Here is a 13,450-nt window from a genome sequence, read left to right as displayed (position 1 = left end):
TGTGATCGCGGTCACCGGCGAAGCCAGTCAGTTGAAACCGCCAACGGTTGTGCAGGCGCCCGATTACAGGCTGAACCCGAATCTGTATCAAAGCGGATTTACCGTGGTGTTTGACACTTCGACGTTTGGCGCCAATCACGAAGTGCAACTGGAAATCGCCGGCAGACCCGGCGCCGGCTCAGTGCCTCCCCAGCACAAGCCGGTGGCGGGACAGTCGAAAGTGCAATTCGATATCGATTCTTCTATCACCGGGGCAAATCTGCAACGCAGTGTGGAATTGAAATACAACTTGATCGTCAATGGCCAGCCGACGCCTGTGCAGAGCGTGACGTTGGTGATTGGCGAGTTGCTGCAATCGAGCATGCCGATGCCGAAACTTGAGGGTTTTGATGGTGAGGTGCTGGATGTTGGAATGCTCAAGGATGATACGAAGGTTTTGTGTAGTGCCTGGCCGTTTCAGCGGGCGGGATTACCGATCTGGTTAAGGTATGTGGAGACGTTCACGAATGGTGGAGAGCGCGTCAAGGAGCAGTTTGTCGGGGCGGCGCATGATCAGGGAGGGGGGCTTGATTATTTGGCTGAGGTGGAGTGGTTGCGCGGGTGTAAGGCTGATTCGAAGTTGGCTGTTGTATTTAAGGTGGGATTGCATGCGGGGGCGGTTGAGGGTGAGGCCGTGGCGTGTCGGGTGAGGAGCTATGGGGTTAAGGCTGGGTTGGATGATTTGACTACGTTTGATAACTATCATTGGAACCATTGGGCAGTCCAATATGGAGAGGGCTCCCATCCAAGAATTTCCTTTATTGAAAATGAGTATTTTCTTGAATCAGTACACGGCCCACAGGTGCGCAGTGCCATTCAGATCGTCAAGAGTTTCCAAGAAGTTGAAGAGGGCGACCAATATGAGTTGAGTTTTGATTATAAAAACACAGAACTGTGCGTTGTAATATTCAAGCAGAATAATGAAAAAACGCAGCTCAACGTACCCAGCTCTATGCTTTGGCAGTCTCAAAACTTTCGTTTTAATGCCGCAAAATACGAGACGCCAAAAACATTAATGTTATACCTTTATGTGGGCGGAGTTGTGGCGCAAACACGTATCAAAAATATAAGGTTGCGGAAATTTTAAAATCCAATCCTATTATGAAGCAAGATCAAACGCACTATATTGGATGTTTTGTGTGACACCCTAACAAAAACAATTGCATTTATATTCTGATTCTTGCACTCACCTAATCTGATGCTTATGCAACAACCGATAAAAAGTAGGCCGCGAAACCCCTAAAACTTTCGCGGCCACACTTAAATTATCACTGTGCCGGTTCAACACATCACACAACGCCTGCCGTTCCGCCCGGGTCTTGTAGTCTTCCAGCGTGCCCATCGGCGTGGCGATGGAATGCTGACTGATCAATCCCAAATCCCGCGCCTCGATTTGCCTCCCCTCCGCCAACACCAACCCACGCCTGACCCGGTTAGCCAGCTCGCGCACATTGCCCGGCCAGTCGTGCTTGCCCATGGCAATCAGCGCGTCTTCGCTGAAGCTTCTTGGTCGACGCCCGGTTTCATGGCTGTAGAAGTGCGAAAAGTGGTTGGCCAGCATCGATAGATCGCCGTGGCGCTCGCGCAATGGCGCGGTCACCACTTGCAGGACGTTCAGCCGGTAATAAAGGTCTTCACGAAAGCGCTTCTTCTCAATCGCCGCTTCCAGGTCAACGTGGGTTGCGGCCAACACGCGTACATCCACCGGTATCGGCTGACTGCCCCCTACCCGTTCAATATGCTTTTCCTGCAGAAAGCGCAGGAGATTGGCCTGCAATTCCAGCGGCAGGTCGCCGATTTCGTCGAGGAACAACGTGCCGCCATTGGCCGCTTCGATGCGTCCGACCTTGCGCTGGTGCGCGCCGGTGAACGCGCCTTTTTCGTGGCCAAACAATTCGGACTGAATCAAATGCTCTGGTATCGCCCCGCAGTTGATAGCTACAAACGGTTTGTTGTGGCGCTGGGATTGGCGGTGCAAGGTGCGCGCGACGAGTTCCTTGCCGGTGCCGCTTTCGCCGCGAATCAGCACGGGCGATTCGGTCGGGGCCAGTTTGCTCAGCAGTTTGCGCAGTTCGCGGATCGGCTTGCTGTCGCCGAGCAGTTCGTGCTCCGGCTGATCGACATGAATCGTACCCTGCCCGCGCAGGCGTGCCATGCCGAAGGCGCGGCCGAGGGTGACCTGTACGCGGGAAACGTCGAAGGGCAAGGTGTGGAAATCGAAAAACCATTCACAGACGAAGTCACCGACGTTCTGCAAGCGCAGGACTTCCTGATTGAGCACGGCGATCCACTCGGTGCCGCTGCGGCTGATCAGCTCTTTGACGGCTTCGGGTCGTTCCAGGTGGTAGGGCTGCAAACGCAGCAGGCCGACATCGCAGGCCCGGGATGCGGCGTTTTCCAGATTACAACTGTCGACATCCCAGCCTACGGCGCGCAATCCGGGCAACAGGCGATAACAGTCGTCGCAGGGATCGACCACCAGTAAACGTCTCGATGCAGGCGCTTCGCTCATGACTGTTCCTTGGCGCCAAATTTGATAAATGATCGTAAAAACAGTCATTTGGCAGACCCGGTTGTAACACTAGCAAGATTTTGACGGGGGCTTGTACCGATTGCTTATAGGCTGGGTATTAAAAGAGTTATAAGAAAGTTGGTTGTTAGTTAGCTATCGACTATTTGCGGTGAATCAAAAGAGCTGCCCCTCACCCTAGCCCTCTCCCGAGGGAGAGGGCTAGGGTGAGGTATACGCGAGGTCAGCCGATCTGAAAGACCGAGCCGAACTCCAGTTTGAAAAGCCCACAACTCGGCTCCCTCTCCTCGGGGAGAGGGCTGGGGTGAGGGTGAATTCAGCGCGGTGTTCGGACATGTGCAGGTTTAACGAAACGAACTTACGTTATGTAAAGAATCTGAAATTTCTTTGTTTCACGTGTGACCCGCCCCCCGGTTGCGTGCATCAGTACAAGTAACCAGCCGCACGGTAAGCCCAACCGACGGCACATCATTTGATTGGGCGCCAATAGAGAGAAGACCCCATGACTGCCCCGCTGCGTATCAACGAAGCTCTTTTGATTGCCAACCACGCGTTCAAGCCTTTTCAATGCGTTGCCTGGGCGCCACAAGACGGCAATGGCGAACTGAGCCTGACCGTCGTCGACCGCACCAACTCCCACATCGGTCGCAAACAGATCCCGAGCAGCGCCTACTCTGACCCGGCGCAACTCGAACAACTGCTGCAGCAGGCCCGCGCTGAGCTCAGCGAAGACGGCCACACACTGCAATCGTGGTCGATGCCACACTGATTACCGAACAAGGGCGGATGACGTTAAAGTCATCCGCCCTTGTTGTATGCGTAGTCGAACAATCAACGTAGTTGCAGTGCCGTTTCATCGAAAGTACTTGGCTCGCTTGCGAGTGGTTCAACAAGACACTGTTCTGGCACAGTGCGACCGTCCTTCTGTTAGTTCCCCCAGTTGTACTTCTCGCGGTTCAGGGATTGAATGTTTCGCTCGTGCAGTCAGCCTCCCAACCACTGGGTATCGGCTCAGGCACAAGGAGACGCGTGCATGTCCACCCTGAGCCCTTACGCGCTGCCTACTGCATGGACCGCCCCCGGTTCGCTCGACCCGACATTCGCCATTGGCGGTGTTGCGCAGGTGTACTTTGCCGGCAGTTTGTCCAGCCAGACCCAACATGTCGAGCTTGATGCACAGGGCCGGATTCTGGTCGCCGCCAAGGTCGGTACGGCCAAGGGAAGTCGGTTCGGCCTGGCGCGGCTGCTGGCCGATGGGTCGGCGGATTTGTCGTTCGGCTTTCAGGGCAGCGTGATCGGCAGTTTCGTCGAGGGTTTCGAAGCCAAGGCCGGCAAGGTTCAGGTGTTAGCCGACGGCAAGATTCTGCTGGCCGGCCTGCATTATGAAGACACCCAACGCACCCTGCCCGCCCTCGCCCTGTTCGATGCCAACGGCCAGCCAGACCGATTCTTCGGCGATGACGGTTTCCAGGTGGTGCGGCTGCCCGGCGAGCTGTCCATGGGCACCCGCGACAACTGGTTGCCGCCGGGCGTGCCGGGCGTCGAAGCCTGTGACTTTGTGGTGCAGGAAGACGGCCGTATTCTGCTGATCGCCAACCATCATTTCAGCCTTGCCGACCACGCCGGCATATTGATCCGCCTGCAACCCGATGGATTTCTCGACGAATCATTCAACGGACGCGGATTTGTAGTGGTCCGCCACCTGCTGCTCAATACCTGGCTGAGCACGCTGTTGTTGAAGGAGGATGGGCGCATCGTCGTCGCAGGTTCCATCGACTTTCCTCAGCAAGGCCTGCTGGCGGTGTATCGGCCCGATGGCAGCCTGGACGAGCGCTTCGCCGTCGATGGCTTCATGGCCTTCAAGGCTCACGGCAACAGCGCTCAGGTCAGCCAGATTATTGAGTCCGACGACAGGCTTTATTGCTTCGGCAGCAGCCGCGATCCAATCCGCTGTTTGACGTTTGTCCTGCACGCCAACGGTCGACCGGACCTGCACTGTCATCATGGCCAGCCACAGGTGTTGGACATCGGCCCCAGCGGATGCCAATGGAACGCCGCCCAGCAAATGAGCGACGGCCGCATCGTCGCCGTGGGCGCGACCATCGGCGGAGTCGAAGCTGACTTCATGGTGGCGCGCTATCAACTCGATGGCAGCCTTGATCCAGCGTTCGGTGAGGGCCATGGCTGGTTGCGCACGCGACTGGGGCGAAGTCTCGATACCGCCAATTCACTGACCGTACATACTGACGGGGCGATTGTGGTAGGTGGCTATTCGCTGGATGGCAACTACCGGGCAATGGTTGCGCGTTATCTGAATCCATAGAGCATTCAACAGCCGACATGAGGATCGAGGTTATCGGCGACTTGATCTTCCCTGAAACATCCGGCAACTTTCGCGCTTCTAAATAAAAGGAGCAGCCGATGTCCGGTTCAATCGCCCAGGCGTTCGCGCACAACTTCCTCGGGCAATCGCCACGCTGGTACAAGGCGACCATCGTCGGTTTTCTCATTCTCAATGCCGTGGTGCTGTTCACCGTCGGGCCGGTCGCCGCAGGCTGGTTGCTGGTGATCGAATTCATCTTCACCCTGGCCATGGCGCTCAAGTGTTATCCGTTGATGCCCGGCGGCCTGCTGTTGATTGAAGCGTTGCTGTTGAAGATGACCACGCCGCAAGCGCTTTACGATGAGTTGCTGCACAACTTTCCGGTGATCCTGCTGCTGATGTTCATGGTTGCCGGCATCTACTTCATGAAAGATCTGCTGCTGTTTCTCTTCTCGCGGCTCCTGTTGGGCGTGCGCTCGAAAGCGATTCTGGCGCTGATGTTCTGCTTCTTGTCAGCGTTCCTCTCTGCGTTTCTGGATGCGCTGACCGTGACGGCGGTGATCATCAGTGCGGCTGTCGGCTTTTACTCGGTGTATCACCGCGTCGCGTCGGGCAATGATCCACGCAAGGACAGCGAATTCGCTGACGATCAGCATTTACCGTCGCGACACCATGAGGACTTGAATCAATTCCGCGCTTTCCTGCGCAGCCTGTTGATGCACGGAGCGGTCGGCACAGCGCTCGGTGGCGTCTGCACCTTGGTCGGTGAGCCGCAGAACCTGTTGATCGGCCATGAGATGGGCTGGCATTTCGGCGAGTTCTTCCAGAAAGTTGCCCCGGTGTCGCTGCCGGTACTGGCGGCGGGTCTGGTCACTTGCGTGCTGCTGGAGAAGCTGCGCTGGTTCGGATACGGCACGCTGCTGCCAGACAACGTCCGCGCCGTGTTGGCCAACTACGCCGCCGAGGACAACGCCAAACGCACGCCTCGTCAGACGGCGGCGCTGCTGGTGCAAGGGGCGGCGGCGCTTATCCTGATTGGATGCCTGGCGTTTCACTTGGCTGAAGTTGGCCTGATCGGGTTGATGGTAATCGTGTTGATCACCGCGTTTACCGGGATCACCGACGAGCATCGTCTGGGCAGCGCGTTCAAGGACGCCATGCCGTTTACTGCACTGCTGGTGGTGTTTTTTGCCGTGGTGGCGGTCATTCACGATCAGCATCTGTTCGTCCCACTGATCGAGTGGGTCTTGGCGCTGCCGATGGATCAACAGCCGGGCATGTTGTTCATCGCCAACGGCTTGCTCTCGGCGATCAGCGACAACGTGTTTGTCGCGACCATTTACATCACTGAGGTGAAACAGGCTTTTCTGGCCGGGCACATGACTCGCGAGCACTTCGAGACATTGGCGATTGCGATCAATACCGGCACCAACCTGCCGAGCGTGGCGACACCGAATGGTCAGGCAGCGTTTCTGTTCCTGCTGACCTCGGCGATTGCACCGCTGGTGCGTTTGTCGTACGGGCGCATGGTGTGGATGGCGGTGCCGTATACCGTGGTGATGGGACTGCTGGGCTGGTATGCGGTGAGCTATTGGCTCTAAGCAACACTGAATAAACCTGTGGGTTACCGGGGTTTGCACGCGCCGCGAAAACCTGTGGGAGCGAGCTGCTCGCGAAGAGGTCGTGTCAGGCAACGAATCTGTTGAATGACACACCGCCTTCGCGAGCAGGCTCGCTCCCACATTGGTTTTGGTGTTGGGTCAGTGCGGGAGGATGTATTTCTCGATCGCCAGGACGACGCCGTCTTCAGTGTTTGGCGCTGTAACGACATCAGCCTGGTGCTTCACCGCCTCTTCCGCCTGGCCCATGGCAATCGAAAAGCCAGCGCATTTGAACATCGCCGGGTCGTTGCCGCCGTCGCCGATGACAGCGGTTTGCTCCAGCGGCACGCCGAGGTATTCGGCGATGGTCGTCAATGCCGTGCCTTTGTTGGCCTCAAGCGCCGTAACGTCGAGATACACCGGCTGCGAGCGCGACACTTGCGCCATGCCGTTGACCTTGGGCAACAACTGCGCCTCCAGCTCAATCAGCAACTCAGTGTTGTTGCTGGTAGCGACGATCTTGTCGATGCGCTCCAGATACGGTTCAAAACTCTCGACCACCACCGGCGGATAGCCGAGGCCACTCTGTTCACGTGGGACCATCGGCCCGTGCGGGTCCTTGAGCAGCCAGTCGCCGCCGCTGAACACCCAGATTTCCACCTCCGGTTGATCGGCAAACAGTGCCAGTGCGATCAGCGCTGTGGTCGCCGGCAAATAATGCGCGGCCAACAGCGTGCCGTCCGGTTTGACGATGGTGCCGCCATTGAACGCCGCTGTCGGCAGATCAACGCCTAGCGCCTCGATCTGCTGCAACATGGCTTTCGGCGGGCGGCCGCTGGCGAGGCTGAACAGCACGCCGGCATCGCGCAGCGAGCGCACGGCTTCGATGGTGCGTTGGTTCAGCGTGTGATCCGGCAGCAACAGTGTGCCGTCCATGTCGCTGAGCAGAAAACGTATGGGTTGTTTTGGCAAATCACTCATCCCAGGCCGTGCCAGACGCGACCATCGCGAGTCAGCAGATCTTCGGCGGCTTGCGGGCCATCTTCGCCAGCCGCATACGTCTCGACGCTCGCATCCTGCTGCCAGGCATCAAGGAAAGGCTGCACGGCTCGCCAACCGTTCTCGATGTTGTCGGCACGCTGGAACAGCGTCTGATCACCGGTCAGGCAGTCGTAGATCAAGGTTTCGTAGCCGGTGGAAGGCTGCATCTCGAAGAAGTCCTTGTAGGCAAAGCCCAACTCGATGTTCGCCATATTCAGCGCCGGCCCCGGGCGCTTGGCCAGCAGGTCGAACCACATGCCTTCGTTTGGCTGGATCTGGATGCGCAGATAAGTCGGCTGCAACTCGTCGACTTCGGTGTCGCGGAACTGTGCGTACGGCGCTGGTTTGAAGCAGATGACGATCTCGGTGTCGCGCACGCTCATGCGCTTGCCGGTGCGCAGATAGAACGGCACGCCGACCCAGCGCCAGTTATCGATCATCACCTTCAGCGCCACATAGGTTTCCGTGGTGCTGTCGGGCGACACGTTGGCTTCTTCGCGATAACCCTTTAATGGCTGGCCATCGCGCTCGCCGGCACTGTACTGGCCGCGCACCGAGTTGGCCCGGGCTTCTTCCGTCGACCAGGGACGAATCGCCCCGACCACTTTGGCCTTCTCGCCGCGCACCGCGTCAGCGCCGAAAGCAGCCGGCGGTTCCATCGCGACCATGGCCAACAATTGGAACAGGTGATTGGGCACCATGTCGCGCAGTGCGCCGGTGTGTTCGTAAAAGCTGCCACGGGTTTCCACACCGACGGTTTCCGCCGCGGTGATCTGCACGTGGTCGATGTAATGATTGTTCCAGAACGCTTCGAACAGGCTGTTGGAGAACCGGCTGACCAGAATGTTCTGCACGGTTTCCTTGCCCAGGTAATGGTCGATGCGGTAGATCTGCTTCTCGCTCATGACCTTGAGCAGGCACGCGTTCAAGGCTTCGGCGGTCTGCAGGTCGGAGCCGAACGGCTTCTCGATCACCACTCTTCTGAACGCTTCGGGGGTTTCTTCAAGCAAACCGGCGCTGCCGAGGCGGCGCACCACTTCACTGAAGAAACGTGGCGCGGTGGCCAGGTAGAAGACCGCGTTGCCGGTGCCGCTGTCGGCGATTTTCGCCGCCAGGGCTGAATAGGTGCTGTCGTCGAGGAAATCGCCCTGGACGTAGCTGATGCCTTTGGCGAGCTTGGCCCACAAGACCGGATCAAGCATCTGATCGCCCTTGCCGACCTTCGCCGCCACTTCGGTACGGATGAAGTCTTCGAGCTTCTGCGCAAAGGCTTCATCGGTAATGGCGTTGTGATCAACGCCGACGATCCGCAGGTTTTCGTCGAGCAGACCGTCGCGACTGAGGTTGTACAGCGCCGGCATGAGCAGGCGCTTGACCAGGTCGCCGTGGGCACCGAACAGGAATAGCGTGGTCGGTGGTGCGGGTTCTGCCTTGGATTTTCTGCGGATCGTATGGGTCATTTTTTCGCGGTCTCCACGTGGCCGCCGAAGCCGAAGCGTTGTGCCGACAGGATCTTGTCACCGAAGGTGCCCTGCCCGCGCGAGCGGTAACGGGAGAACAGCGAGTTGGAAAGCACCGGTACTGGCACTGCTTGCTCCATGGCCGCTTCGATGGTCCATTGGCCTTCGCCGCTGTCAGCCACGGAACCGGAGAAACCGTCGAGCTTCGGATCACTGGCCAGTGCGTCGGCAGTCAGGTCAAGCAACCACGACGACACCACGCTGCCACGACGCCAGACTTCAGCGATATCGGCCACGTTCAGATCAAAACGCTGATCTTCCGGCAAGCGTTCGCTGGATTTGGTCTTGAGGATGTCGAAGCCCTCGGCGAACGCGGCCATCATGCCGTACTCGATGCCGTTGTGAATCATCTTCACGAAGTGCCCGGCGCCGGCGGGACCGGCGTGGATGTAGCCATGCTCGGCGCGGTGGTCATCGGACTTGCGGTCCTTGGTGCGCGGAATGTCGCCCATGCCCGGCGCCAGTGCGGCGAACAGCGGATCGAGACGCTGCACGGTTTCGGCATCGCCACCGATCATCATGCAATAACCGCGTTCCAGGCCCCAGACGCCGCCGGAGGTGCCGACGTCGATGTAGTGCAGGCCCTTGTCGTTCAGCGTTTTGGCCCGGCGAATGTCGTCCTTATAGTTGGTGTTGCCGCCGTCGATGATGGTATCGCCGGGTTCGAGCAGTTCGCTCAGGGTGTTGATGGTGTCTTCGGTCGGTGCGCCCGCCGGCAGCATGACCCAGACAGCACGCGGCTTGTCGAGGCCGGCAACCAGCGCTGGCAAATCGGCGACGCCGGTGGAGCCCTCGGCGACCAGGTTATCGATGAAAGCGGTATTGCGGTCGTAAACAACGGTGGTGTGCCCGTTGAGCATCAGACGTCGCGCAATATTGCCGCCCATGCGGCCCAGTCCAATAATCCCGAGTTGCATGTGCTGATGCTCCTTACTACAAATAAATGTGTGTCATTGGTTATAGCCCAACGCGACTGATGGAGGTTAGTCCAGAGCGTTGCGATGAAGTTTCCGGGCATTGTGCCCGATCCAGAGTGATAACGCCCCGAATCCTGCCGAAGACACACCGACCATGAAAAATAAAAAAGTTCCCTTCCAGGGCAAAAGAAATCAAAATTGGCGCCGATAGTAAGTCAAGCGCCTCAAAACGAGGAGTGACTTACAGTTGATGCACGCCATTTGCGAGGTGAGCAATGGGCACAGTACATACAGCAATGCCGCCACAAACCCTCTACGTTACGATCCGTCGCGATGAATTGCGCCAGTTGAAAGACGAGCGCGACCAGTTGAAGCACGAATTGGCGCAATTGCGCGCACTGACCCAGGGCTCGCAGCCGCAACCATTCCGCGTCCGGTTGTGCAGCGCTCACCCCACGCCTGATCCCCGCCTGCTTCGGGAACGGCCCTCGTCGTTCCCGACACGTTGCACCTCTGACCGCTTGATACACACCAACAGCGGCGCTTAACAAATCTTTCACAAGCCCTTGGGGATACTTCGCCCCATTCTGGCCGTGCCTGCGTGTACGGCCTCTGTTCGTCGGTGTCATGGAAGCGTTCCGGCGTGGGTCTGATGATTGAGCTGGAGCGCTGAATGGCATTGTTCAAACGCAGCAAAACGACTGCGACCGGTTTCGACTGGGCCGGATTCATCTGGTTGTTCGTCTTCTTCTGGTACTTCTCGGGCATCACTCAACTGCTGATCCAGCTGACCGGCACGTCTGGTTTCACGGGATTCCGTCAGGCATTCGTGATGAGCGCGCTGTGGCTGGCGCCGATGCTGCTGTTCCCCAAACAGACGCGTCTGCTTGCGGCAATCATCGGTGTGGTGCTGTGGGCTTGCTCAATGGCCAGCCTGGGTTACTTCTTCATTTATCAACAGGAATTCTCGCAGAGCGTCATCTTCATCATGTTCGAGTCGAACGTGTCGGAAGCGGGCGAGTACATGACGCAGTATTTCGCCTGGTGGATGATCCCGGCGTTCCTCGCCCATACCGCGTTCGCCTACTTTCTGTGGACGCGCCTGCGCCCGGTGTACATGCCCCGTGGTCGCGCACTGGTTGCAGCCACCGCAATCGTGATCGCCGTCGCCGGCTACCCGCTGATCAAACAAACCATGCGCATGGGCAATTTCGCCGAAGGCTTCGAGAAATTCGAAACCCGCATCGAGCCCGCCGTGCCGTGGCAGATGGCCGTGGCCTATCACCGCTATCTGGAAACGCTGGGGGACATGCAAGGCATGCTCGACAGTGCCAGCAAGATCCCGCCGCTGAAAAACCTCAAGGACGCCTCGGCCGGGCAACCGGCGACTTTGGTGCTGGTGATCGGCGAATCGACCAACCGTCAGCGCATGAGCCTCTACGGTTATCCGCGCAGCACCACGCCGGAACTGGACAAACTCAAGGATCAACTGGCGATCTTCGACAACGTCATCACCCCGCGCCCTTACACCATCGAAGCGCTGCAGCAAGTGTTGACCTTCGCTGACGAGCAGAACCCCGACCTGTACCTGTCGACGCCATCGCTGGTCAGCGTGATGAAACAGGCCGGTTACAAGACTTTCTGGATCACCAACCAGCAGACCATGACCAAGCGCAACACCATGCTCACGACCTTCTCCGAACAGGCCGACGAGCAGGTGTACCTGAACAACAACCGCAACCAGAACTCGGCGCAGTACGATGGCGACGTCATCGAGCCGTTCAACAAGGCGCTGGCCGATGCGGCGCCGCGCAAGCTGATCGTCGTGCACCTGCTCGGCACGCACATGAGCTACCAGTACCGATATCCGCCGACGTTCGACAAGTTCAAGGATCGCCAGGGCGTTCCGGCTGGCGTGCGTGACGATCAGGTGCCGACCTACAACAGCTACGACAACGCCGTGCTGTACAACGACTTCGTGGTCTCAAGCCTGATCAAGGACTACGCCAAGACCGACCCGAATGGCTTCCTGCTGTACCTCTCCGACCACGGTGAAGATGTCTTCGACTCCGCCGGTCACGGCACGCTGGGGCGCAACGAAAACAAACCGACCGCGCCGATGTACACCATCCCGTTCATGGCCTGGGCCTCGCCGAAGTGGAAGGAAAACCACGACTGGAACTTCGCCGGCGACCTCAGCCGCCCGTACAGCAGCTCGCAACTCATTCACACCTGGGCGGATCTGGCCGGGTTGAGTTCCGATGAACTGGATCGCAGCAAGAGCCTGGTCAGCGACAGCTTTGTACCGCGCAAGCTGTTGATTGGCGACCCGTACCAGGCGCCGAGGCGAGCGTTGATTGACTTCAGTTTGATGAAGCCCAAACACCCTGATCCGGCGGAAGTCGCGCAGAAGTAAAACGACAAAGGGCCGAGAAGGCCCTTTTTTGTGCCTATCGACCGCGTTGTTTCTGTAATACGCCGCAATATTTGCGCTGAACCAGCGTTAACCCATTGTTAATGGCCGCGACGCACACTTCTTTCGCGGTCTGCTTCACGGACGAACCGACTCCCACTTGTTCAGTAGGAGGCACCATGAAAACCATTACCTTCATTCTCACCACCCTGCTCGCCCTCGGCTCCACCAGCGCCTTCGCTGAAGGCGGTGCCGAACGCATGCGTTATTACTACGACAATTTCCCGGTCCAGCACGCGCAAAGCGAGCAAAAGGCCGACGCCAGTGCGAGAGAAATTCGCGTCCCTGCTGACCAGACGGCGCAGGTGACCGAGTCCTATCGCGACTGAGCTTTACCGAGCAACCGATGGACCTTCCGTGGCTCCGCTCTGGCCCGGAAGATGACAGTTCAGGCGCCCTGATCGGGGCGCCTTTTTTTATGTTGGTGATTGGCGGTGAGGAGCCTTCAGGCCTGTAAATCCTTTATCCAGAACAGCATCCGCCCGTGATCTGGATTGAACATTCCCGGTGCAAAGCCGAATTTGCGATATGAACCCTGCGCCACCGCATTGCCTTCCAGCACTTCCAGGGTGATTTTGCAGCAGCCGCGCTGACGGGCGATCTCTTCTACCTTCTGCAGCATTTTTGACTGAGCCCCAGGCCGCGAAATTTGCCGACCACGGCGACGTCGTGAACGTTGACCAGCGGTTTGCAGGCGAAAGTGGAGAAGCCTTCAAAGCAGTTGACCAGCCCGGCCGGTTCACCGCCGACGAAGGCCAGCACGCTGAAGGCATGCGGGCGGCGGGCGAGTTCTTCGGGCAGGCGTTGCAGCAGTTCGGGCGCGATCGGATGACCGCCGCCCATGGGATCTTCGGCGTAGTGGTTGAGCACGATGCCGATGGCTTCGGCGTGCACCGGGTTGCTGTAGCTGGCCTGAAGTACGAGTATTTCTGCGGAATCCATTTCCATCCCCGATAAGCAAAAAGCCCCGGCGCGCAAGGTGCTAGCTGAAAGGCCTGGGGGGGAC

The 13,450-nt window shown here is 58.3% G+C and carries 10 protein-coding genes and 2 pseudogenes; 7 read left to right on the top strand and 5 right to left on the bottom strand.

From position 1 onward, the window contains the following. Position 1 precedes the first annotated feature (1 nt). On the top strand, positions 2–1,126 hold the full coding sequence (locus AB4O12_RS08150; protein WP_460061279.1) for a hypothetical protein: 1,125 nt from the start codon (positions 2–4) through the stop codon (positions 1,124–1,126). A gap of 99 nt (positions 1,127–1,225) precedes the next feature. On the opposite strand, the gene AB4O12_RS08145 is transcribed toward AB4O12_RS08150, so the two are convergent. Further along, positions 1,226–2,551 (bottom strand): sigma-54 dependent transcriptional regulator, encoded by a 1,326-nt coding sequence (locus AB4O12_RS08145; protein ID WP_041479695.1) that lies wholly within the window; start codon positions 2,549–2,551, stop codon positions 1,226–1,228. A 520-nt stretch (positions 2,552–3,071) separates the two neighbouring features. Between AB4O12_RS08145 and AB4O12_RS08140 the strand changes: the two genes are divergently transcribed. The 3 genes from AB4O12_RS08140 (at position 3,072) to nhaB (ending at position 6,493) form a co-directional block, all read left to right on the top strand. Continuing rightward, complete coding sequence (locus AB4O12_RS08140) at positions 3,072–3,338, top strand: hypothetical protein (RefSeq protein ID WP_095179983.1); 267 nt, start codon at positions 3,072–3,074, stop codon at positions 3,336–3,338. A 264-nt stretch (positions 3,339–3,602) separates the two neighbouring features. Beyond that, positions 3,603–4,892, top strand: coding sequence for an NHL repeat-containing protein (locus tag AB4O12_RS08135; RefSeq protein ID WP_236168851.1), 1,290 nt, complete (start codon positions 3,603–3,605; stop codon positions 4,890–4,892). Between the two features lie 98 nt (positions 4,893–4,990). Next, entirely contained in the window at positions 4,991–6,493 is a 1,503-nt protein-coding gene (nhaB, locus tag AB4O12_RS08130; RefSeq protein WP_056785902.1) for a sodium/proton antiporter NhaB, read from the top strand. A gap of 159 nt (positions 6,494–6,652) precedes the next feature. Here the strand turns inward: nhaB and AB4O12_RS08125 are convergent, their stop codons facing one another. The 3 genes from AB4O12_RS08125 to gnd are packed head-to-tail and all read right to left on the bottom strand — an operon-like array spanning position 6,653 to position 9,971. After that, positions 6,653–7,474 (bottom strand): HAD family hydrolase, encoded by an 822-nt coding sequence (locus AB4O12_RS08125; protein ID WP_460061276.1) that lies wholly within the window; start codon positions 7,472–7,474, stop codon positions 6,653–6,655. Next, positions 7,471–8,994: a glucose-6-phosphate dehydrogenase gene (zwf, locus tag AB4O12_RS08120; protein WP_150742100.1), complete on the bottom strand. Its 1,524-nt coding sequence runs from the start codon at positions 8,992–8,994 to the stop codon at positions 7,471–7,473. Before zwf ends, AB4O12_RS08125 begins: the two co-directional genes overlap by 4 nt. Further along, positions 8,991–9,971 (bottom strand): phosphogluconate dehydrogenase (NAD(+)-dependent, decarboxylating), encoded by a 981-nt coding sequence (gene gnd / locus AB4O12_RS08115; protein ID WP_095179978.1) that lies wholly within the window; start codon positions 9,969–9,971, stop codon positions 8,991–8,993. The genes zwf and gnd overlap by 4 nt, the downstream gene beginning before the upstream one ends. Positions 9,972–10,246: 275 nt before the next feature. On the opposite strand from gnd, the pseudogene AB4O12_RS08110 reads away from it, so the two are divergent. The 3 genes and pseudogenes from AB4O12_RS08110 (at position 10,247) to AB4O12_RS08100 (ending at position 12,773) form a co-directional block, all read left to right on the top strand. Next, a pseudogene (locus AB4O12_RS08110) lies at positions 10,247–10,434 on the top strand (DUF6026 family protein). Between the two features lie 210 nt (positions 10,435–10,644). Further along, positions 10,645–12,387: a phosphoethanolamine transferase CptA gene (locus AB4O12_RS08105; RefSeq protein WP_460061272.1), complete on the top strand. Its 1,743-nt coding sequence runs from the start codon at positions 10,645–10,647 to the stop codon at positions 12,385–12,387. A 176-nt stretch (positions 12,388–12,563) separates the two neighbouring features. Beyond that, complete coding sequence (locus tag AB4O12_RS08100) at positions 12,564–12,773, top strand: hypothetical protein (RefSeq protein ID WP_310215891.1); 210 nt, start codon at positions 12,564–12,566, stop codon at positions 12,771–12,773. A gap of 116 nt (positions 12,774–12,889) precedes the next feature. Here AB4O12_RS08100 and AB4O12_RS08095 read toward each other — a convergent pair. Further along, positions 12,890–13,386: pseudogene (locus tag AB4O12_RS08095) on the bottom strand (GNAT family N-acetyltransferase). Positions 13,387–13,450 lie beyond the last annotated feature (64 nt).

This window comes from Pseudomonas sp. S2_A05 (assembly GCF_054668485.1).
Note: the sequence above shows the minus strand (reverse complement) of the source record. Positions and strands in the feature narration are given on the sequence as shown.